General features: G+C 53.9%; 22 protein-coding genes. 14 read left to right on the top strand and 8 right to left on the bottom strand.

The features are described 5' to 3' along the window. The first annotated feature begins 1 nt into the window (after nt 1). The 3 genes from BVC71_RS14235 to BVC71_RS14225 all read left to right on the top strand — a co-directional run bounded on the left by BVC71_RS14235 (nt 2) and on the right by BVC71_RS14225 (nt 2,817). Complete coding sequence (locus BVC71_RS14235; RefSeq protein WP_086452366.1) at nt 2-979, top strand: ABC transporter ATP-binding protein; 978 nt, start codon at nt 2-4, stop codon at nt 977-979. Beyond that, nucleotides 976-1,929: an ABC transporter ATP-binding protein gene (locus BVC71_RS14230; protein WP_086452365.1), complete on the top strand. Its 954-nt coding sequence runs from the start codon at nt 976-978 to the stop codon at nt 1,927-1,929. The genes BVC71_RS14235 and BVC71_RS14230 overlap by 4 nt, the downstream gene beginning before the upstream one ends. 66 nt (nt 1,930-1,995) lie before the next feature. Further along, entirely contained in the window at nt 1,996-2,817 is an 822-nt protein-coding gene (locus BVC71_RS14225) for a Rossmann-like and DUF2520 domain-containing protein (protein WP_086452364.1), read from the top strand. Nucleotides 2,818-2,838: 21 nt separating this feature from the next. Here BVC71_RS14225 and BVC71_RS14220 read toward each other — a convergent pair whose 3' ends face one another. From BVC71_RS14220 to pqqA, 6 genes are all read right to left on the bottom strand, one after another. Then, nucleotides 2,839-3,873, bottom strand: coding sequence for a YeeE/YedE family protein (locus BVC71_RS14220; RefSeq protein WP_086452402.1), 1,035 nt, complete (start codon nt 3,871-3,873; stop codon nt 2,839-2,841). Between the two features lie 283 nt (nt 3,874-4,156). Beyond that, nucleotides 4,157-5,242 (bottom strand): pyrroloquinoline quinone biosynthesis protein PqqE, encoded by a 1,086-nt coding sequence (pqqE, locus tag BVC71_RS14215; protein WP_086452363.1) that lies wholly within the window; start codon nt 5,240-5,242, stop codon nt 4,157-4,159. Beyond that, a complete protein-coding gene (pqqD, locus tag BVC71_RS14210; RefSeq protein WP_086452362.1) occupies nt 5,239-5,514 on the bottom strand; it encodes a pyrroloquinoline quinone biosynthesis peptide chaperone PqqD in 276 nt (91 codons plus the stop codon). The genes pqqE and pqqD overlap by 4 nt, the downstream gene beginning before the upstream one ends. Then, entirely contained in the window at nt 5,511-6,257 is a 747-nt protein-coding gene (pqqC, locus tag BVC71_RS14205) for a pyrroloquinoline-quinone synthase PqqC (protein WP_086452361.1), read from the bottom strand. The genes pqqD and pqqC overlap by 4 nt, the downstream gene beginning before the upstream one ends. Beyond that, nucleotides 6,254-7,150: a pyrroloquinoline quinone biosynthesis protein PqqB gene (pqqB, locus tag BVC71_RS14200; protein WP_086452360.1), complete on the bottom strand. Its 897-nt coding sequence runs from the start codon at nt 7,148-7,150 to the stop codon at nt 6,254-6,256. Before pqqB ends, pqqC begins: the two co-directional genes overlap by 4 nt. 27 nt (nt 7,151-7,177) lie before the next feature. Next, entirely contained in the window at nt 7,178-7,276 is a 99-nt protein-coding gene (gene pqqA, locus BVC71_RS14195; RefSeq protein ID WP_066013526.1) for a pyrroloquinoline quinone precursor peptide PqqA, read from the bottom strand. 347 nt (nt 7,277-7,623) lie between these two features. Here pqqA and BVC71_RS14190 point away from each other — a divergent pair, with 347 nt between their 5' ends. The 9 genes from BVC71_RS14190 to BVC71_RS14150 all read left to right on the top strand — a co-directional run bounded on the left by BVC71_RS14190 (nt 7,624) and on the right by BVC71_RS14150 (nt 16,450). Then, nucleotides 7,624-8,529 carry an AfsR/SARP family transcriptional regulator gene (locus BVC71_RS14190; RefSeq protein ID WP_086452359.1) on the top strand — a complete coding sequence of 302 codons (906 nt, stop codon included), beginning with the start codon at nt 7,624-7,626 and terminating at the stop codon, nt 8,527-8,529. A gap of 95 nt (nt 8,530-8,624) precedes the next feature. Continuing rightward, on the top strand, nt 8,625-9,452 hold the full coding sequence (locus BVC71_RS14185; protein ID WP_086452358.1) for a hypothetical protein: 828 nt from the start codon (nt 8,625-8,627) through the stop codon (nt 9,450-9,452). A gap of 6 nt (nt 9,453-9,458) precedes the next feature. Further along, entirely contained in the window at nt 9,459-9,929 is a 471-nt protein-coding gene (locus BVC71_RS14180) for a hypothetical protein (protein WP_086452357.1), read from the top strand. Continuing rightward, nucleotides 9,926-10,660: a hypothetical protein gene (locus BVC71_RS14175; RefSeq protein ID WP_086452356.1), complete on the top strand. Its 735-nt coding sequence runs from the start codon at nt 9,926-9,928 to the stop codon at nt 10,658-10,660. The genes BVC71_RS14180 and BVC71_RS14175 overlap by 4 nt, the downstream gene beginning before the upstream one ends. A 10-nt stretch (nt 10,661-10,670) precedes the next feature. Continuing rightward, entirely contained in the window at nt 10,671-11,027 is a 357-nt protein-coding gene (locus tag BVC71_RS14170) for a hypothetical protein (RefSeq protein WP_086452355.1), read from the top strand. Between the two features lie 54 nt (nt 11,028-11,081). Then, entirely contained in the window at nt 11,082-11,930 is an 849-nt protein-coding gene (locus BVC71_RS14165) for a hypothetical protein (protein WP_086452354.1), read from the top strand. Beyond that, nucleotides 11,930-13,657 carry a S8 family serine peptidase gene (locus tag BVC71_RS14160; protein ID WP_086452353.1) on the top strand — a complete coding sequence of 576 codons (1,728 nt, stop codon included), beginning with the start codon at nt 11,930-11,932 and terminating at the stop codon, nt 13,655-13,657. Before BVC71_RS14165 ends, BVC71_RS14160 begins: the two co-directional genes overlap by 1 nt. Next, complete coding sequence (locus tag BVC71_RS14155) at nt 13,635-15,116, top strand: OmpA family protein (protein WP_086452352.1); 1,482 nt, start codon at nt 13,635-13,637, stop codon at nt 15,114-15,116. Before BVC71_RS14160 ends, BVC71_RS14155 begins: the two co-directional genes overlap by 23 nt. Before the next feature lie 194 nt (nt 15,117-15,310). Continuing rightward, a complete protein-coding gene (locus tag BVC71_RS14150; RefSeq protein WP_086452351.1) occupies nt 15,311-16,450 on the top strand; it encodes an HWE histidine kinase domain-containing protein in 1,140 nt (379 codons plus the stop codon). Nucleotides 16,451-16,512: 62 nt separating this feature from the next. Here BVC71_RS14150 and BVC71_RS14145 read toward each other — a convergent pair whose 3' ends face one another. Continuing rightward, nucleotides 16,513-16,800 carry a DUF1330 domain-containing protein gene (locus BVC71_RS14145; RefSeq protein ID WP_086452350.1) on the bottom strand — a complete coding sequence of 96 codons (288 nt, stop codon included), beginning with the start codon at nt 16,798-16,800 and terminating at the stop codon, nt 16,513-16,515. Beyond that, nucleotides 16,797-17,429 carry an arylesterase gene (locus BVC71_RS14140; protein ID WP_420845608.1) on the bottom strand — a complete coding sequence of 211 codons (633 nt, stop codon included), beginning with the start codon at nt 17,427-17,429 and terminating at the stop codon, nt 16,797-16,799. Before BVC71_RS14140 ends, BVC71_RS14145 begins: the two co-directional genes overlap by 4 nt. 49 nt (nt 17,430-17,478) lie before the next feature. On the opposite strand from BVC71_RS14140, the gene BVC71_RS14135 reads away from it, so the two are divergent. Continuing rightward, the gene (locus BVC71_RS14135) at nt 17,479-18,156 is read left to right on the top strand and encodes an ABC transporter ATP-binding protein (protein ID WP_086452348.1); all 678 of its coding nucleotides are present in this window, start codon (nt 17,479-17,481) and stop codon (nt 18,154-18,156) included. Beyond that, the gene (locus BVC71_RS14130; protein WP_086452347.1) at nt 18,153-20,675 is read left to right on the top strand and encodes an ABC transporter permease; all 2,523 of its coding nucleotides are present in this window, start codon (nt 18,153-18,155) and stop codon (nt 20,673-20,675) included. The genes BVC71_RS14135 and BVC71_RS14130 overlap by 4 nt, the downstream gene beginning before the upstream one ends. Nucleotides 20,676-20,701 lie beyond the last annotated feature (26 nt).

Raw genomic sequence — 20,701 nt, 5'->3', positions numbered from 1 at the left:
CATGAGCCTCCTTCGTATTCGAAACCTTAGCGTTGATTTCAGCACATCCACCGGACTGTTCCGCGCCGTTGATGGTGTGGATCAGGACGTGAACAACGGTGAAATCCTTGCCATCGTGGGGGAATCTGGATCGGGAAAATCCGTTTCCATGCTGGCGTTGATGGGCCTTTTACCCTGGACGGCCAAAGTTACAGCGGATGAATTATCATTCGACGGTCACAACCTACTGACCATGTCAGCCAAGGATCGGCGCAAAATCATTGGCAAAGACTTAGCCATGATTTTTCAGGAACCCATGTCGTCCCTGAACCCCTGCTTTACCGTCGGTTGGCAGATCAAAGAGGCGCTGCGCAAACACCTGGGGTTAGACCGCCCCGCGCGGCACAAACGCGCAATCGAACTGTTTGAACAGGTCGGCATCCCCGCCCCCGAAAAACGGTTATCCGCATTTCCGCATCAATTATCCGGCGGCATGAACCAGCGCGTTATGATCGCAATGGCAATTGCGTGCCGTCCCAAATTGTTGATCGCTGACGAACCCACAACGGCCCTGGACGTCACTATTCAGGCGCAAATTTTGGACCTTTTGACATCGCTGCGCGAAGATAGCGGGATGGGTCTGGTTCTGATTACTCACGATATGGGCGTCGTTGCCGAAACTGCGCAGCGGGTCAGTGTTCAATATGCTGGTCAAAAAATCGAAGAGCGCCCAGTCCGCGATCTGTTCCGCGCCCCGCATCACCCTTATGCCGATGCTCTGCTAAATGCACTGCCTGAACGGGCAACGCAAAAACGGCTTCCGACCATTCCAGGCGTTGTGCCGGGCCAATTCGATCGCCCTGCTGGATGCCTGTTCAGCCCGCGCTGCCAATTCGCAAACGAACATTGCCGTACCGTTCCGCCGGCGCCCCAAGGAAGCGATTTGGGCGATGCGCGTTGTCATTATCCGTTAAACACCGACCAAAGGATCGCGTCATGACCCAAACACCCGTCATGTCCGCCAGCCATCTGGCCCGTCACTATTCCGTCGGCGGCGGCCTATTTTCCAAACCCCAGACTCTACGCGCGCTGCAAGATATGGATTTCGAACTATACGCCGGTAAAACGCTGGCGGTTGTTGGGGAATCCGGTTGCGGGAAATCGACGCTCGCCCGCGTTGTCACCATGATCGAAGAACCGACTAAAGGCACGCTGACGCTGGACGGCAAACCGATCACCCCCGCGGAGTGGGGCGCCTTTCGTCAAGCCGTTCAGATCGTGTTCCAAGACCCCTACGGATCGCTGAATCCACGCCAACGGATCGGTCAAATTCTAATGGAACCTTTGGTGATCAACTGCCCTAAAATGTCCAAACAGGACAAAGAGGCAAAGGCGCGGCAAATGTTAGAAATGGTCGGCTTGCGGCCCGAACATTTCGACCGCTATCCCCATATGTTTTCAGGCGGCCAACGCCAACGGATCGCAGTTGCTCGTGCGCTGATGCTGGACCCCAAAGTGCTGGTGCTGGACGAACCTGTTTCGGCGCTAGATTTGTCGATCCAGTCATCGATCCTGAATTTGCTGATCGACCTACAAGAGCGACTAGGCCTTGCCTATCTGTTCATTTCTCACGACCTGAGCGTTGTGCGGCACGTGGCCGATGATGTGATCGTGATGTATCTGGGACGGGCGGTGGAAAAAGGCACGAAAGACGCCGTTTTTGACGCGCCCAAACACCCCTATACACAGGCATTGTTATCGGCGACGCCCATCGCGGACCCAGAAGCGGAAAAACATCGCATCAAACTGACAGGCGAATTACCGTCGCCGCTAAACGTTCCCGTTGGATGCGCCTTTGCCCCGCGTTGTTGGAAAGCGACGGATAAATGTCGTGCTGAAAGGCCGGAACTGACTGGTTCAGATCACTTGTCGGCCTGCTACTACGGCTAATTGTCCGATTGTTGATGTGCCCGCATCCTATTACTGTTGGCACATCAACTGCGCGGATAATTCATCATGACCACAGTCAATATCATTGGTGCTGGCAAGGTAGGCGCAACGTTCATCCAATTGATCGGCGCTCATTCGGCACTTCAACTGGGTGATGTTCACAGCCGCCGATCGGACGCAGTAGCAAACCTCTTAGAAGGTTATTCTAGCGCCCACGTTGCCGCAGCAATCACCGACATGCGACCTGCGGATTTATGGCTGATCACGGTGCCGGACGACCAGATAAGTTTGGTTGCTGATGCGCTATCGTATGCAGATGTGCCAGCTTCGGTCGCGCTGCATTGTAGTGGTTTTTTATCATCTCAGGCTTTGGGGTCACTGGCCTCAAAAGGCTGGCACGTTGGTAGCTGCCATCCGGTACGCAGCTTTGCAGATCCAAGTACCGCCGCCGCAGATTTTGCAGGCACATATTGCGGCATCGAAGGCGATGATGCAGCCACTCATTTAGCAAATGCATTTATAGATGCATTGGGCGGTCACCCCTTTCCTGTCACCACTGACAGCAAAGCAATCTATCACGCAGCTGCCGTATTTTCGAATAACTTCGCGGTCGTTCTACAAGCCATAGCGCAAGAGGCATGGGCAGAGGCTGGGGTACCGGCAGAGATTGCAAAAGCACTGGGTGATGACCTGCTAAACAACGCCGCTGTAAACATCGCGCAAACTGATCCACGTCAGGCGTTAACCGGTCCGGCCGCCCGCGGCGACATGAACGTGCTACAGCAACAACAGGCCGCTTTGACCGAATGGAACAGTGATATCGCCGATCTATACGCGAAGCTGAGCAAAATGGCCGGACGTTTAAAAACCAACGGCCAAGTCACGTGATGCACCCAATATGATGTGGATTTAGGCGACGGCAGATGCGCCCCGAATTTGCATCAAACGGCGTGTCATCATAGCGCCCGATACAATCGATCCCAAAGCAAGCAACGCTGATAGGCTGAGCGTTGAACCACCGGTCAGGCCCGCCCCAATGGTGCAGCCGCCTGCCAAAACGCCACCGGCACCCATCAACGCGCCGCCAGCCAAATACCGCAGCGTTTCCGCGCCATCCGAAAAACCGACCACGCTTAATTCAGAACGGATCGCTGCGCTAACAAACGCGCCAACCAAGACGCCACCGATCAGACCAACACCAAACCCTGCCGGAATGGCCGAGGATGCGATGACCCAAAACAGGCTATCAGCCCACGGCTGAGTAAACGAAACGGATTGCACGGGCGTAGGGTCAAATTCATCCATCAACAGTGTCGACGTACCAACCCACGCAGCAACGACGACCAAACCAATTACAGCGCCCAAGGACAGGTGCACAATTGATGCCTTGGATTTCTTTGCAATCATCAATGCTGTCGCGATCAAAATTGCTGGGATGATGATGGACAGGAACGGCAGCTCGGCAAAGCTACCATTGGGCAGCGATGTGGTGACCGTGGACAAACCCACACGAACAGGTGCCAGAACACCTTTCATCATAGCGTGGGCGACGATCGCAACAACGACTAGCACCGTTGCAGCGCGCAAATTTCCGGTCGCTGACAAAACTGTCAAACGCGTGATGCAGCCACGGGTCAAAACCATACCAGCGCCGAAAATCAAACCACCAAAGATAATTGCAGACACCGCGACGTCGGATGCTAGGAACCGATGATCGCCCAATTCGATCCAACCAGTGGCGATACCGATCTGGCTACCACCCATCGCGACGGCCAAGGCCAAAATCCAAACAGCCAATGCTGATCGATCTGCGCCGTCCTCTCCTGCAACAGCGCGACGCAGACAAAACCGCGATACCTGCGCTGCCGCGCCAAACAGCAGTCCCACCAACAGTCCAAACAGAACCTGCACGTTCACATCAGAGTTGATATATTCCAGCAACATCATCGCACCTTTTTTAGTCTGCAGCGAGATGTGCGTTCCAAAACGAACAGAGTCAAAGGGTGCGGTTGGAACGGATGCTTATTCAAAAACGTAAAACAGGGAAATTTTCCCAACATTAGCACAAAAACGCTACAAGGTCTAACCAGCAACACCAATACCGAAACACTGGCCCTTTGTTGCTGTTTCACACGAAAATCGACGCAAGAAATTTGCTGAATAGCTGTGTACGGAAATTACGATGGCCGGGCAGGTACTTAGCAATTATCGCGTAGAAATACCATTTTCATGCAGGCGTCCGATACGTGAGTTCATCCGACTCACCATCAGAAAACTGCATCGCCATTTCCTGCAATTTTCCATGGTCTGGCGATTTAACACAGACTGGATCAGCAGCAGCCGGATCGCCCGAAATTGCCAACGCCTGACAACGGCAGCCGCCCAAATCCTTGAGCTTATGTTCACACGACCTGCACGGTTCCTTCATCCAGTCGGTTCCGCGATAGGCATTAAACGCTGGGCTGTCATACCATACCTCAGATAGCGAACGATCTGCCACTGACCAGAATTCCAAATGTTTGATCGTTTGGGCTGCATGACAGGGCAGCACCGTACCCTCGGGTGTAATATTCAACCCAACAGATCCCCAGCCGTTCATACAACGTTTTGGATAATCACCGTGATAATCAGCAGGTACGAAATCGATGACCAACGTACCTTTAAGACGCTCGCGCGCCTCTGCAACGATCATCTCGGCTTCGCGCGCTTGTTCACGGGTCGGCATTAATGCATTTCGGTTCAACATTGCCCAGCCGTAAAATTGCACGATCGCAACCTCGATGCGGCGGGCGCCCATTTCGACCGCCATTTCGATAGCGCGCGGCAATTGGTGCAGGTTTTGCCGATGCAACACGCAATTCAGCGTCAGCGGAAACCCGATGTCCTTGATCCATCCGGCAACCTGCATCTTACGCTCGAACCCGCCACGATAACCGCCGATGCGATCCGCAGTTTCCGCATCCATCCCCTGCAGCGATAACTGAATATGATCCAGACCAGCCGCGTCCAATTCATCTAAACGCGCACGAGTTAGCCCAATCCCGGATGTGATTAGATTGGTATATAACCCCGCCTCACGTGCGCCTTTAACCAAATCGACCAAATCCCGACGCGTCGCTGGTTCGCCCCCAGACAGATGCAGCTGCAAAACGCCTAAATCTGCTGCCTCGCGAAATACGCGCAACCACTGCTCGGTTGTCAGCTCGCGTGATCGCGCCTCCAATTCCAAAGGGTTTGAACAGTACGGGCAGGACAACGGACACCGATGTGTCAATTCTGCCAACATCGCCATAGGGGGCGGAACTTGGGTCATATCACCTCCAAAATGCGGCGAGCCGCCAAAGTGTTGATGAACCCTGCGACATCGGGACGGATTTGTTCAACAGGCGCTTCATATTTCGACGCCAAGCGCGAAACGATTTCCCCAAATTCAGACCGATTATCGACCTCGGACAGAATGGCGTAACCGATCTGATCAAGCGCAATGGTTTTTTCAGGGGCCAAGAGGACCCAACGGTTCCGCGCGCGATCTTGGTGCAACCGTACACCACGCGGAACGATTGGGATCGCGCCATCGGCGATCATGCCGCCACCGCGATCATATGCGTGCCCGGCTGCCAGCCTCCCGGCGGGATACGCGCGGGCGCAATATAGGCCGAATGCAATGCATCCAACTGGGCCCACAGAACATCGGTTTTAAACTCTAATGCTGCTGCAGCGGCGTCCTGTTTTTCTTGGGTATCGGCATGATCCAATACCCATCCCAAACCAAAGGCCACATCTTTGGGTGCTTCGCTTAGCCGCCGTTTAAAATAGGAGAGCGAACGATCATCTGCGAAATCATAATTTGCCAACAATCCCTCGATCCGATTGGCATGAATTTTTGGTGCGAACAATTCTGTCAGGGAAGAGGCTACAGCCTCTAGCAATGTTTTATCGCGCACGAACCGAACATAAGCGTCACAGGCAAATTTCGTTGCTGGTAAAACACCTTGGCGCGACGCGACATAGTGCCTGTCCAACCCCACCGCATCGGCCAAACGCAGCCAACGTTCAATCCCACCTTCATTTTCGCCATGACCATCGTGGTCTTCGATCCGCGAACGCCATGCGCGGCGCAAGGCTGGATCTTCGACGCGGGACATAAACGCCGCATCTTTCATCGGGATCGCATGTTGATAATAATATCGGTTAATGACCCAAGCCCGTACTTGATCGGGGGTGCAGCCTCCCGAATGCAGCAGGTCGTGAAACGGGTGTTTATCATGGTATCGGTCAGCCCCGATTTGGCGCAATCGGGCTTCGAACTCTGCACGAGATTGCGTCATATCTCTATCTCCATACCGTCGCGGCCAATCGTCCAGCCACCCTGCTCTGCCTGCCGCGTCTGATCTGAGCGCGGGTCGATGACAGGGTTACTATTGTTCATGTGAACATAGACCTTTTGTTTGATGTTCAGGTCCTGCATCGCAGTCATGCTGCCATCAGGACCCGAAATCGAAATATGTCCCATACGCTGGCCTGTCTTTTGACTTAGCCCTGCGCGTATCATTTCATTGTCTGACCATAGCGTGCCATCAAACATAACCAGATCGGCACCGCGCAAACGGTCTGCAAGATCGGCGGGCACGTGGGCACAGCCTGGGATGTAATACGCCCGCTTGTTGCCAGCGATTAATTCGACGCCCACGGTCTGTTCGCCAACAAGATCAGTTTTGACGACGTCGCCTTCGAGGTACAGCGGCACTTTGCCAGGGACGGCAAATAGCGTGGCAGTCAGATCGGGCACCAATTCAAACGGCTGATCCAGTGCAATCCGCGACCGCGACACGCAATCGTCGCGCAATGCGTCAAAGATCGGGTTCGCTGCCAAAACGTCGTGAATTTCCGCTGTCGCGAACAATGTAAACGGCTGGCTTTCGCGCAGGACCAACAATCCCGCAACGTGATCAATATCGCCGTTTGTCACCAGAACTGATTTCAACGGCAGCTGGCGCAATCCAGTTGGGTGCACCGCCGTACATTTCGCCATTTGATCGCGAATATCTGGAGATGCGTTCAAAATTGCCCAATCGCGCCCATTGCCGCTTACTGCGACCGAACTTTGGGATTGCGGCGGAATTTCCCCCGCACGGGCAGCGTTGCAATTGGCGCATCCGCAATTCCACTGAGGGAGACCGCCACCGGCAGCCGCCCCCAATATGCGCGCGTTGATTGTCATGTGTTTATCTCTGCGCGGGGTGGGTTCTTAGAACAGAACGCCGCCCTCATCACCCGAATCTGGGCCGTACATGTTGATTTCCATGCCGCAGTCGATTTCACGCAGTACAGGTTTTGCCCAAGCCATGATGTTTCCTCCCTCTTGGCTGTCATGATTGGTCGATTGGTGCAAATAACGGGGCCCGCGGGCAATTATACGATGGTCGCATTTTCGGGATTTTGACCGAATCTGACATCACCTCCCGATACACGAAACCCATGAATATCAGCGTAGATTTGGCCGGTTATGCGCTATTCGGCGGATCACGCAGTCTGCCGGAAAATAAGGGTTATCCCCCATATGGGGGACTAGGCCACACGCCATTTCAACAAAATTGAGAATTTTTGACCAATTATACAACCCCGATAGGTGCGTCAGTCAGAAAACCCTTACTTGAGCAGAATCCGCACCACATCCACCGTTCTGCGCAATTCATGACCACACGTTTTCATTTGCCGATTTCGGCCAACCCATTGCCAAAGGAGGAAAAGGCAGTGACTGGCGAAGTACGTTTATTAGGCCCGATTACAGCCAAGTCCCAAAACGGAAGCCCCATCGCGTTTGCCAGCAAACGTGAAAAGGAACTGCTTGCTACTTTGGCTATAAAACAAGGCAGACCCGTTAGCCGAGATTTCATTTTGGATCGTATATGGGGCCGCGATGACCTGACCGCTAAAAAGGCGCTGAATACATCGCTGTGGCGACTAAGGTCGGCCATCAAAGACACAGGTTGCGCGCCCGACAATTGGATCGCATCCGATAGCGATGCATTGTGCTTGCTGTATGACAACGGACCGTGGGTCGACGTAGAAACGTTCCTTAGGCGTTGCAAAACTCCTGATTGCCTAACCGGCGTATTAGAAAGCGTAAATCTATACCGAGGGGATTTTGCCAATGATTTGTCCTCTGACTGGGTCGAAGACGAACGGCGAACCCTTTGTGACGCATATACTCAACTGTTGTCTTTGTCGGTTGAGATGCTGCACGACACCGATGACCTGAAAACGCTTCAGGATTATGCCAGCCGCCTGATCAGCCATGACCCATTCGAGGAGCAAGGCTGGCGCGCCCTGATCCACGTTCATCTGGAACGCGGAAATCGGGGGCAAGCGCTGCGCCTATATCAAGACCTTGAGAAAAGGTTGCTGGACGAATTGGGCGTTTCGCCTTCGGTTGAGACGCGCGCTCTGTATCATTTTTGCTGCGATGAAGGTCTAGAAACCACAAATGTCGCCCGCAAAATGCAAGACCTAAGCAATGAGGTCAAAGACCTACGAGTCGCTTTGCGGGCAGCGCTATCCGATCTACGGGCCGTATGCGATTCTTTGTCAAACCTCTGATTTTATTGGATTGTGTCCGATTTGTGATCCTATGTGATCGACCTGTATCCGCCCTGTGACACCTTGAACCTGTTCTTGTTTTAGGAGGTATTAAGGTGTTCAAAATTACCAATGACGATCAGGCCGAAGGTTTTGGCGAATTTTTCGACCAGTCCTACGCAGATGACTACAATGAAATCCCTGAAATGTGCGCTGACAACGCAGACTGGGAAGCACTGTATGCAAATGGCATCGATTACCGCGGCGCTGCGCGTCTGGCTCTGACAGGTTTCGAAGCGCTGGATGACGAGCAAGTCGATCAGGCGCTAGCCGATATGTTTGAGACGATGTCGCCCGAAGATGTCGAAAACTTTATGCGAACTTTGGGCCAGTTGGGCCGTACTGCTGCGGGGATCGCGTCCAAAGCCATGCCTGTCGTGGGTCAGGCAGCCGGAACGGTTCTGGGCGGTATTATTGGCGGACCAATCGGCACCACAATTGGCGGCCATGTTGGCGGGGCTGTTGGCAATCTGGCTGGCGCAGGCCTGAATCAGCTGGCCACGCAACAACCACGCCAACGGCGACCTCGCCCAAAACGCATTCGTATCCGTCCACGCCGCCGCGTCATGCGCAACATCGGTCGCCGTGCTAACCGTGTGGGCCGCGCCGTTGGCCAAGTTGTATCCCAACAGGCCACTCGCGGCGTTTCGCAGTTGAATACACTATTGCAAAATCCAAACGTTCAACAAGCAATCGGATCCGCGACGACCAATCTGGCGGGCCAAATTACCAATGCCGCTGGTCAGGCTCTTTCCCGCGAAGAAGCAAATATCGCGATCATGGAAGCTATCGCCGACATCGCCGCGGAATACGAACAGGCGCTGGATGTCGAAGGCGTGGCCTATGACACGACTGAAGCTGAAGAGTTCCTCGCCTCGGACTAAATCACCATGCCAGACACCCCCAATCACGACCGAACAGCCGCTATCATTAACGCAATGACAAACGGCCAAGGCGACAGCCAGTTAGAGCAGACGCTCGCGCTGCTACGTCAGGTGCGCGATCTGCGCGAAGCAGCAACCGCGCCTCGCAAACCATCACGCACCTCGGCAAATGTAGTTCGGTCCATGCAGCGCCAAATTCGCAGAATGGAAGAACACAGCGAAATGTTGGCCTGTGCGCTGGGGGCGTGTCCTGCGTGTTGGGGCAGCGATCCCGACTGCCGACAATGCGCAGGCGAAGGGTCACCGGGTTTCTTTTTACCAGACGAGGCCTGCTTCGACCGTTTCGTTCTGCCGGTGATCCGAAAACTGACCCAGACCGAAAGGCGTCCAGCCTCTCGGTTCTCCCAAAATCGACCTGCCAGCCCATTTCGGCAGGACATCCCGAATGCGTTCAAATTCAAAGGAGATTTAGAATGACTAGCGCAATTGATCAGAACCAACTGCTACGACTGATGGCTATGCAAGGTGCCATCCAAGAAAGCGACGATTGGGACGATGAAGACGATTATTACGACGACGATGATGACTTTGAATTCGCCGATTACGAAGACGATGCCGAAGAAGGTTTCATGTTCGAGTCTGACGACGACTATGATGACGACGATGAAACCTGGGATGGCGAAGCCCGTCGCCGCCGCCGCGGCCGCAAAACCAGCTACCGCAAGGTCCGCAGCCGCAATTTACGCAAGATGAAAGGCGCCAAAGGCACAACCCTAAAGGCCCCGAACGGTCAACAAATGCGCGTCAAATTCGGCGAAAGCTTTGCCAAGGCAAAAGACGTAAACAAACTGATCGCCGATACCGAAGCCAAATTCAAAGCCGCGTTAAAAGAACGCCGCGAAAACCATACCGCTTTGTCGAAAAAAATCGCGGATGTCGATGGCAACGTCGGCAAAGTTTCGGGGCGCGTCAAAAAACTGGAAGGTAACGCCCAAACATCGCAATTGATGTCACTGCTGTCATCGCCGCCCAAGATAGAAAGCATGACTTTCGAAGACGTTCCAGGCGCTGACAATCAGGTCAAAGTCAAAAGCGTAAACTACGCCAAACAGGACATGATGCTACCACTGATCCTAAGTGGCGCATTGGGCGACACGGGCGGTGACAATTCTGCGCTTCTTCTCATGGCGCTAAGCCAGAACAACTAAGGAGCCAGACATGCCTATTGATATTGCAACCATATTGCCGCTGATGAAACTGACCAGCGACACACCCGATGCGGTTCGGACTTCGGCCATGTTGAACATTATGGCGCGGAACAACCCAACAGTTGCCGCCATTGCCAACGCCCAAGTGGTCGAAACAGCATCTGATTTGAATGCAGAGAAAACCACTCTGTCATCCGAAATCACTGTCATGAAAAAGCGTGAAGAGCTGTTGCTGAGCCATGTAGCCAACAAAGCCAAATCAGAACTGGCAAAAGAAACGTTGGTGAAAGCGTTGGATTTGGCGATCAAAAACGCGGCGAACAATATGACAATCGACGCCGCGCTAAAACAACTCGCATCAGAATGACCTAACCGTGTGCAGGGCCAATCCTGGCCTTGCACCAATCAGCGGAGCATTCCCATGAAACCCGAAAAACTAGGCTTTGCCTATGCTGCACAACGGCTAGGCGCTGAGAAAGCTGTGCCATTCCTCGCACTTGATCCCGACATGCCCGCAGCGGCAAAGATTCTGCTGGCCCAGCGTTTGGTCGATGATCTTGAAACCAAAGATATCGCCGTTCAAACGTCAGATACGGTCACCAACCGCATTACTGAACTGGAAACCCAGTTGAAGCAGTCAGAAACTTTGGCTGCGCAATACGAAACCATAGCGGCAAATGAAACAAAACTGCTGGAACGTTTTGAAGCCCCACTACGCACCATGTTCGCTGAAAATAGCGACATGTCTCGGGCTGATCTGGCTGGATTTTTGGAAAACATTTCCCGCGAGCCCCCAGCAGCTGCACGTAACCAACTATTAAATCTGCCATATTTCAAAAGTGTCATTGCGCCCCGGAAATCGCCCGAAAAAACGATCAAAGAAATTTCGCAAAAATTAGGGGACCGCGACGACCTCACTGCAAAACAGATACGCACAGAAATCGACAACCTGATCGTAATTGAGAAAGCGTTTTCCAAGTATCTGAAATCAGAGGATTCAACGCGCGCCGAACTGACTGAGCGCATCGCTGAGATCGAAGCCAAATTGCAAGAAATGGGTGGCGGTTCCGAATTTTTCTTGCAGGCGGCATTGGCGACTGACCCGGAAACCGAAGGTTTGGCGGAATTCATGAAATTAGTGGACGCCGATACCGAAACAGCTGCAAACGCGCGTGCAGATATGGACGCTTTTGTCGCGTCATCTCGCTCCAAGGTCGAAAAAATCATCGAAAAATACATGGGCAAAAAATCTGCCCGATCGGGGGACTAATGGACCCTGCATTGCGTGAACTTTTGGCCGAAGGCGATCCCACCGAAGAAATCGAAGCGATCTTGCGCCTCACCCCAGGGGCGACGGAATTACCCGTCGAAGCAACTGAAATCGCCCGTTTCGCGGAGATTGTAACCGTGCGTATCCAACGGCAAGCCATTGAAACTGTTTGGACCCATCCGTCCGTACAATCGCTCAAAGCGCCGCGCGCATTGCAGTTTGATGAACCGTCGGATGATGGTCTGGGCGAATGGTTTGCAGGCACATCGGCCCGCCGTAGCTTTGGCAATCAAGGCAAAGGTGTTGTCGTTGGCGTCATCGACTGGGGTTTCGATTTTGCCCACCCCGCGTTTTTAGACAGCTCTGGGAAATCCCGTATTCTGGCCTTGTGGGACCAAAGGGGCCATGGACCTAATCCACCGCGTTTTGGGTATGGTACGGTCCAGACGCAGGACGCGATCAACACCGCGCTTGGCCACGAACGACCCTATCAAGCTTTGGGTTATCACCCAGGTGATTCAGATCGCGGGATGGGCGCGCATGGAACGCATGTCGCGGACGTTGCAGCCGGATCAATTCGTCCAAACGGCGGCGGCATGGCGCCTTTGGCTGAACTCGTTTTTGTACATCTGGCCTCTGCGCCGCTTACAGGGCTTGCCAGTTTGGGCGACAGCGTTCGTTTACTCGAAGCGCTAAAATTTATCGAAGAAACCGCTGACGGGCGGCCTTTTGTAGTGAACATGTCTATCGGTCGGCACGGTGGGCCTCACACAGGCCTAACGCTCGTCGAACAGGCGATTGATCGTTTTTTGGAAACGGGTCCCAATCGGCTCGTCGTTCAGTCGGCCGGAAATTACTATTCGGCGAAATCCCATGCCTCTGGCCGCATTTTACCGGGGGGTCGCGATGACCTGACGTGGATAACACGGGCAACGGACAAAACCCCCAATGAACTAGAGATCTGGTATTCAAACCGCGACGTGTTCCGGTTGGAATTAACACCGCCGAACGCCAACATTCCTATCACCGTTGAACTGGGTGGTGCACGCGGCATATTTCAACCGGATGGTCGCGAAGTCGCCCGCATTTACCACCGCGCTTACGACCCAAACACACCAGACCACCACATCGAAGTATTTCTGAAACCCGATGCACCCGCAGGTGAATGGAAGTTGTCATTTGTTGGCGATACAGTCGAGGACGGGCGATGGCACGCGTGGATCGAACGCGACAGCGGCAATCCAAAATTTAGGACAACATTCAAAACCGACCAAATTGATCCTTCGGGGACGATTGGGTCGATCTGCAACGGATTTCTACCGATCGCAGTTGGCGCTATGCAACAGACTGCAGCGGGTCCGCGGCCTGCTGCCTTTGCTTCGGCAGGTCCGACACGAGATGGACGGCAAAAACCCGACTTATGCGCCCCCGGCTACCGGATACGCGCCGCGCGCTCGACCCCCCGCTGGAGCCATCGGCCCCGCCCCGGCATCACAACAATGTCAGGCGCATCACAAGCGTGCCCTTACGTCTGCGGCATCGCGGCCTGCTACCTATCAAACAGCCAACTGCCACAGTCGATCCACGCCATTCGCGCAGGGATAATGTCCATGGTCACGCCTGCAGCGTCTTTGGCACCCCATTCTAAACAACGTATGGGTGCCGGTTTCATTTCCCCACCATTTTTTCAAGAAAGGATAACTTATGACGTTTCATCGAACGCATGAATGTGGCTGCAAAACTGACCCGCAGCAAATCTTGGATTCATTAATATCGGCCAGCGAAACCACAGGTTTACCACCTACTCAGTTGATTGCAGCCGCATCCATCGGCACTGGGCCATTGGCGGGCAAAATATCGACAATCGACGAAAACCTGACCGATGGCGATATCTTGATCGCTCGGAATCCGTTTGATGAAAATGACCCCTACATGGAAATTATCGGACTAAGTGTCAGCGCCGAAGCCGCCGAAACCTATAACGGCCCAATGGAATTTGACGCCTATCGCATGGACCCCGAATGGCTGGCACCTTTGCTAACCCAAGCTGCCAAAGCTGCTATTCCGGGGGCGGTTGGCAGTTTATTAAACGGCGCAGCTGGATCTGTCTCTTCATTGATCACCGATCCCACGCTGCCCGTGCGGAACACATTGAACACCGCGCAAACGGCGATCCAAACGGCTAGTCAGGGCATTGATTTGGGCGTCAAAGTCTACAACATTGGCAGCGCTGTACGCAGATCGCTTAATGGTTTGAAATTCACCGCGAAATCAATGGAATTGCGTTCTGATTACGAAGCCCCAAACAGTGGCTACCACACCGATGTCTGGCGGTTCGAACTGCGTTGCCAGTATGAACGTGGCGGACGGGACTACGCGACCTATCCGTTTCAAATTCAGGTCGAACACGATTGCTATTCCATTCGCAAAGCGGTGGTAACAGCTTTAACCCCAACCGTCGGGTTTCTAAGCCACGAATTGACCATCGATTTTTCTCCAGCGCGATCGCCTAGGAACAATTCGATCCCGTTATCCGGACAGATCAGTGTGATGGGCCAATGGGACCCTGCGGACATGTTAGGCCGCATTCAAGAAGGATTTTCTGGCGCTATAACCGTCCACGCAAACGGCAAAGTCGATTTGCATAACTTGCGGTCAGATTTGGTTCGACCCTATGGTCTCCGCCGTCTGGGCGGCCCTTGGCGCAATCGGTGTGCATCGGCCTATGATCGGTTCCGCAACCCAACAACGCGCCCCGCTCCTCAGCGTCCAACGGGCACCTACCGGCCAACCGCGGCGTCAATCCGTGACCCAATGAACGGCAAACACATCTTTTTCGGGTCGGGCCGATCAAACAGCACAGGCGAAATCCGCGCTCTTGTTCAACAATGGTGGGGAAATTTACGCCCGAATTTACAATCCATGATCGCGAAAGGACAAATCACTGTCCGTGTCACAGGCCACGCCGACCCCACAGGCAGCGAAAGTGGGAACCGCGCGCTATCCCATCGACGCGCCTCGTTGGTGGGCGGTCTTGTGCAGGCCCAGACAGGCAACAATGCGCGAGTTCATATCGCAGGCCTTGGATCGTCCGAGGCCCGCCGCGCAGGGGTGCCTTCTGGCCGGTCGGATCCAAATTGGCGGCGAGTCACGATTAGCTTGGACAACGGCAACTCTTTGCGTTGATGGTATGGCCCTGCATTTTGCGGGGCCTTTCGTGCCAATTTTTGCATCATGATTACACGCGTCCGACTGGAGATGTAGGCCACGACCAAAAATCATTAGTCATAGATGTCGGAATTCGTTATCACTCTGCCAAATAACGAAAAATAATCTGCTGATGGACATCGCTCGATAATCAAGAGCCGATAGGACGCGATATGACAATAAACAATGTGAATGTTTCTGACGCGGACCGTTTGGCCGCCCTTCATGGTACCGGCCTGTTGGACAGCCCATCCGAAGAGGTGTTTGACCGCCCCGTCAGGATTGCGTCACATATCTTTGGCACGCCGATCGCATTGTTGTCGTTTGTTGATGAACGTCGCCAGTTTTTCAAATCTCAGCTGGGCCTACCTGCTGATGTAGCGCAAGCTCGGGAAACGCCGCTATCTCATTCGTTTTGCCAACACGTCGTGGAAAACAAAGAACCGCTGGTCGTCACAGATGCGCGCGAAGTGGATGAGCTGCGCGACAATAAAGCCATCTCAGATTTGGATGTCATTTCTTATCTAGGTGTTCCTGTCAAAGAGCCGGGCGGTGAAATTCTGGGATCATTTTGCGTTATTGAAAACCAGCCGCGCAAATGGACTGATGCTGAATTAGAAATCCTAGAAGATTTGGCAAAAGGCATCGAGACGGAACTGGAATTGCGTGCACAATTGCAGCGCGCCGCAGCCGCAGAAGCGCAAACCAAGCTATTAACGCAAGAGCTTAATCACCGAGTCAAAAACCTGTTCACTGTCGTGTCTGGCATCGCTAGCATGACCCTACGCACAGCCGAAACCGTCAAAGACGCGCGCAAAACGCTCGTTGAGCGCATTCAGGCGCTCGCGAACGCGCATGCATTGATACAACCCGCGTTGTCTGGAAACCCGTCGCAAGACAAAGGGGCAACCCTGGATGTTCTTGTGACGAACATCATCAAACCTTACTTAAATGACGGCCTGAACATTCGCATTCAGGGGCCTAGTTTTGGTTTGACCGGGACGGCAACGACCGCGATGGCATTGGTCATTCATGAATTGGCCACAAACGCCGCAAAATACGGGGCGCTGTCGGTGGACGCGGGATCATTGAATATCGAATGGTCCCTGACAGACGATGAGCTAATGTTGATCTGGCATGAACAAAACGGACCCACGATTGCCCAAGCGCCAACGAGCAGTGGGTTTGGGTCTACATTAATCACGTCCACCATCCATCAGGATTTGGGTGGAACGTGCGATAAACTGTGGGATGCCGACGGTTTGAAATGCACAGTGACCGTGCCTCGTGATCGCCTAGCCCAACAGGGTTAGGATCCTAATAAATTGTCAAAAATGAAACGGACGACTACTGGCACGGTGGTCGCAAGGGTATGCTATAGCCCTTCGACGATTGATAAATCGACATCCGCGCCCTTATCCCGTTCTGGTATGGTCGCTTGATACGCGGCCCCAAAATAACAATCGCGCGCGGCTTCGATTGAAGGGAATTCGACAATCACCGTATGGGGACGCATCTTGCCCGAAACCGTTTCCTGTTTGCCGCCGAGTGCCAAAATGCGCGCCCCAGCGTTTTCCAACACAGGTGCCGCCGCTGCGCGATAGGACTGATAGGTCTCTGAATCGGTCACCGTGACATGCGCAACCCAATAAGCTTTGGTCATTCGTCCACCTTGTCGATCAAATCCAGAACGGTAGGCCCCATCGCATCAACGATCACAGCGACACCTTCAGAGTTTGGATGAATGCCATCCGGCTGGAAAAATGCGCGGGCCGCAGCGACATCCCCCTCTTCGACCAATGGCCCCAAGAAACTCGGATAATACAGCGCATCATATTCAGACGCCAATTCGGGATACATGCTGTCGAACGCTGCCTTATAATCGGGACCGTAGTTGTTCGATGCCTGCATACCAACCAGCAGAACCGGAATTTGTGCATCTTGCGCCGCTTGCATGATGCCATCCAGATTTGCGCGGCTAACGGCGGGGTCGATACCGCGCAGCAAGTCATTGCCACCCAAGGTCACAATCATTGCATCAACATCTGGCGATAATGTCCAACCGACCCTCGACAACCCGCCCGCTGTCGTATCACCCGACACACCCGCGTTCAGCACCGCGACATCGGCACCTTGATCCGACAACCATTGTTCTAACTGCGGAACGAAACCATCATCAACGGGCAAACCATAGCCTTGGGTCAGGCTGTCACCCAACGCTGCGATCGTAACGGTTTGAGCCTGCGCCGCACCTGCCAGCAAAACGACTGCCGCAATAGCATTGCGAACCAAACGATATGCCCCATATCTGTTTATAACCATTGAACCGAAAGCCCTCTTTATGACCGACACAGCCATTTCGTTGGATAATGTTTCATTGCGCCTGCGCGGCAACGCCGGACCTGTTGATATTTTACATGGGATCACATTGGACGTCACGCAAGGTGAAACGCTTGGCCTAATCGGACCAAGTGGGTCGGGCAAATCATCCTTACTCATGCTCATGGGCGGGTTAGAGACTGCGACCGCTGGCAAAATAACAGCGCTTGGCACAGATATCACGCACCTAAACGAAGACGCGCTCGCGCGGTTTCGCCGTGACAATATGGGGATCGTGTTCCAATCCTTTCACCTGATCCCCACGATGACCGCTTTGGAAAACGTGGCAACGCCGTTGGAATTAGCGAATATCCCCGACGCTTTTGAACGCGCACAGGCAGAACTGGACGCTGTGGGTCTGGGCACACGAGCCGGTCATTATCCATCGCAACTATCTGGCGGAGAACAACAACGCGTTGCACTCGCGCGGGCCTCTGCCCCACGTCCGAAATTGCTGTTGGCCGATGAACCGACCGGTAATCTGGACGAAACAACGGGCGCTGCGATCATGGATCTGCTATTCAGCCTGCGCGATCGCCACGGCGCAACGTTGATTATGGTCACCCATTCGCCCGAATTGGCGCAGCGTTGTGACCGCACCATTCGCCTACGCGATGGTCGGATCGAGGCAACCGAATGAGCCTGCGTCAGTCCTATCAATTTGCGCGCCGTGAGTTACGCGGCGGCGTACGAGGCTTTCGAATTTTTATCGCCTGCCTTGCCTTGGGCGTGATGGCGATTGCTGCTGTTGGATCAGTGCGATCAGCGATCAATGCGGGGTTAGAGCGAGAAAGCGCCGCGCTTTTGGGCGGCGACGCCGAGGTTGAACTGACCTATCGGTTTGCCAATGACACCGAAATTGCGTGGATGGACAACATCGCGACAACTGTTTCAGAGACGGTTGATTTTCGGTCCATGCTGGTCGTTGATCGCGAAACACCTGAACGCGGTTTAACGCAGGTTTTGGCCGTCGATGATGCCTATCCATTGATCGGATCTGTTCAACTAGAACCCGAAATTCCGCTGGATCAGGCACTGGCCGGATCGAACGGACGCCCAGGGTTGATCGTAGAACAAATACTGGCGGATCGGTTGGCTATTGGCGTTGGAGATATCGTCAAACTCGGCACGCAGGAATTTTACCTGTCGGCTATTTTGGCAAAATACCCTGATAATGCAGGCGGTGGTTTCGGGTTGGGACCACGGACAATCGTCCTGACCGATAGTTTGGCCAATTCTGGACTGTTGGCCGACGGGACGCTGATGGAAACGCAGTATCGTCTGCTATTGCACGACGGGACAGATCTGGACGCGTTGGAGGCCGAAGCCGACGAAAAATTCCGCGATACTGGAATGCGATGGACCGACAGCCGCAACGGCGCACGTGGTGTCGAACGGTTTGTGGACCGTCTTGGGTCGTTTTTGGTGTTGATTGGCCTTTCAGGATTGGCCGTTGGCGGTGTAGGCGTGTCCGCAGCGGTGCGTAGCTATCTGTCTCGCAAAACTGCAACGATCGCGACGTTCAAATCATTGGGCGCTACGCAACGAACGATCTTTCAAACCTACTTTATACAGATCGGGATTTTGTCGATTATCGGAATTACGATTGGCGTCATAGCCGGCGCAACAATCCCCGTGTTATTCGCGCCGATCATTGCCGCCAATTTGCCAATTCCAGCAGAGTTCGCAATCTATCCCGCTCCACTGGTCGAGGCGGCAATTTATGGTGCCCTGACCGCAGCTATCTTTACGCTTTGGCCGCTTGCGAAATCCGAACAGGTCCGTGCTGCGGCGCTATTTCGTGGGTCATTCGACGACATCGATAGCCAACCATCGAGGGGCTATCTGATCGTCATTTTCGGTTTGGTTGTTTTACTGGTCGGTCTATCGGCATGGTTTACAGACGCTTTCCTATTAACCATTTGGACAGCAGGCGGCATTTGTTTTGCCTTGTCGCTACTGGTCATATCTGCATGGCTCATCCGAAAAACCGCAGGCCGACTACGCAAAACAGTACGCAATCGCCCTGCATTTCGCCTCGCCTTGGCATCAATCAGCGCACAGGGCGGCGAAACCACATCTGTGGTTCTGTCTCTCGGGCTGGGGCTGGCCGTATTGGCGGGGGTCGGACAAATCGACGGGAACCTTCGCAATGCAATTTCAGATGAACTGCCCTCAGTCGCGCCGTCCTATTTCTTTGTAGACATCCAACCCGATCAAATAGACGGGTTTCGTGCCAGATTAGAAACTGACACGAGCGTGACAGACTATGAGTCAGCACCGATGTTGCGCGGCATTATTACACGGATCAACGGCCAACCCGCGTCCGAGGTTTCGGATCACTGGGTCGTCAGGGGGGATCGCGGCATCACCTATGGCGACCAGTCCCCTGATGGTACAACGGTGACCCAAGGTGAATGGTGGCCAACCGGATATAACGGACCACCCCAAATCAGTTTCGCCGCAGAAGAGGCCACCGAAATGGGGTTGGTCCTGGGCGATGAGCTGACCGTGAATATTCTGGGCCGAGACATCACCGCCACGATCACCAGTTTCCGCGAAGTTGATTTCAGCAATGCAGGCATGGGATTTGTTATGACTATGAACCCTGCGGCCTTAGCGGGGGCACCGCATAGTTGGATCAGCACAGTTTATGCCAACCAAGACGCGGAGGCCCAATTGCTGCGCGATTTGGCCGGCACCTATCCGAACATCACCGCCATCCGCGTGCGCGATGCCATTGATCAGGTTATGACCGTGGTCGCGGGGATCGCATCCGCCACGCGTTACGGCGCCTTGGCGACATTGGTTACCGGATTTTTGGTGCTGATCGGCGCCGCAGCATCGGGTGAACGTAGCCGAGCCTATGAAGCGGCAATTCTTAAAACCGCGGGCGCAGAGCGATCCATGATCTTGTCTAGTTTTGCACTACGCTCCGCGTTGATGGGGCTGGCGGCGGGCGTTGTCGCGCTCTGCGCGGGGATCGCAGGCGGATGGGCCGTGACTCATTTTGTCATGGACGCGTCATTCACCCCGATTTGGTCAAACGCTGCCCTAATTGTATTGGCAGGCACCGTCGTGAATCTAGTTGCAGGTCTGATTTTTGCGGCGCGTCCGCTATCAGTAAAACCTGCAAGGCTACTGCGTGCAAACGAATAAGAATGGGGCCCAACACGGGCCCCATT

The sequence above is a fragment of the Marivivens niveibacter genome, from assembly GCF_002150005.2.
Lineage (GTDB): Bacteria > Pseudomonadota > Alphaproteobacteria > Rhodobacterales > Rhodobacteraceae > Marivivens > Marivivens niveibacter.
The sequence above is the reverse complement of the archived record's forward strand: the minus strand, read 5'-3'. Positions and strand labels throughout refer to the sequence as shown.

Excerpts from the sequence above, each read along its gene's own strand:
- BVC71_RS14235 (WP_086452366.1), top strand. The coding sequence starts at position 2 with ATGAGCCTCCTTCGTATTCGAAACCTTAGCGTTGATTTCAGCACATCC.
- BVC71_RS14230 (WP_086452365.1), top strand. The coding sequence starts at position 976 with ATGACCCAAACACCCGTCATGTCCGCCAGCCATCTGGCCCGTCACTAT.
- BVC71_RS14225 (WP_086452364.1), top strand. The coding sequence starts at position 1,996 with ATGACCACAGTCAATATCATTGGTGCTGGCAAGGTAGGCGCAACGTTC.
- BVC71_RS14220 (WP_086452402.1), bottom strand. The coding sequence starts at position 3,873 with ATGTTGCTGGAATATATCAACTCTGATGTGAACGTGCAGGTTCTGTTT.
- pqqE (WP_086452363.1), bottom strand. The coding sequence starts at position 5,242 with ATGACCCAAGTTCCGCCCCCTATGGCGATGTTGGCAGAATTGACACAT.
- pqqD (WP_086452362.1), bottom strand. The coding sequence starts at position 5,514 with ATGATCGCCGATGGCGCGATCCCAATCGTTCCGCGTGGTGTACGGTTG.
- pqqC (WP_086452361.1), bottom strand. The coding sequence starts at position 6,257 with ATGACGCAATCTCGTGCAGAGTTCGAAGCCCGATTGCGCCAAATCGGG.
- pqqB (WP_086452360.1), bottom strand. The coding sequence starts at position 7,150 with ATGACAATCAACGCGCGCATATTGGGGGCGGCTGCCGGTGGCGGTCTC.
- pqqA (WP_066013526.1), bottom strand. The coding sequence starts at position 7,276 with ATGGCTTGGGCAAAACCTGTACTGCGTGAAATCGACTGCGGCATGGAA.
- BVC71_RS14190 (WP_086452359.1), top strand. The coding sequence starts at position 7,624 with ATGACCACACGTTTTCATTTGCCGATTTCGGCCAACCCATTGCCAAAG.
- BVC71_RS14180 (WP_086452357.1), top strand. The coding sequence starts at position 9,459 with ATGCCAGACACCCCCAATCACGACCGAACAGCCGCTATCATTAACGCA.
- BVC71_RS14175 (WP_086452356.1), top strand. The coding sequence starts at position 9,926 with ATGACTAGCGCAATTGATCAGAACCAACTGCTACGACTGATGGCTATG.
- BVC71_RS14170 (WP_086452355.1), top strand. The coding sequence starts at position 10,671 with ATGCCTATTGATATTGCAACCATATTGCCGCTGATGAAACTGACCAGC.
- BVC71_RS14165 (WP_086452354.1), top strand. The coding sequence starts at position 11,082 with ATGAAACCCGAAAAACTAGGCTTTGCCTATGCTGCACAACGGCTAGGC.
- BVC71_RS14160 (WP_086452353.1), top strand. The coding sequence starts at position 11,930 with ATGGACCCTGCATTGCGTGAACTTTTGGCCGAAGGCGATCCCACCGAA.
- BVC71_RS14155 (WP_086452352.1), top strand. The coding sequence starts at position 13,635 with ATGACGTTTCATCGAACGCATGAATGTGGCTGCAAAACTGACCCGCAG.
- BVC71_RS14150 (WP_086452351.1), top strand. The coding sequence starts at position 15,311 with ATGACAATAAACAATGTGAATGTTTCTGACGCGGACCGTTTGGCCGCC.
- BVC71_RS14145 (WP_086452350.1), bottom strand. The coding sequence starts at position 16,800 with ATGACCAAAGCTTATTGGGTTGCGCATGTCACGGTGACCGATTCAGAG.
- BVC71_RS14135 (WP_086452348.1), top strand. The coding sequence starts at position 17,479 with ATGACCGACACAGCCATTTCGTTGGATAATGTTTCATTGCGCCTGCGC.
- BVC71_RS14130 (WP_086452347.1), top strand. The coding sequence starts at position 18,153 with ATGAGCCTGCGTCAGTCCTATCAATTTGCGCGCCGTGAGTTACGCGGC.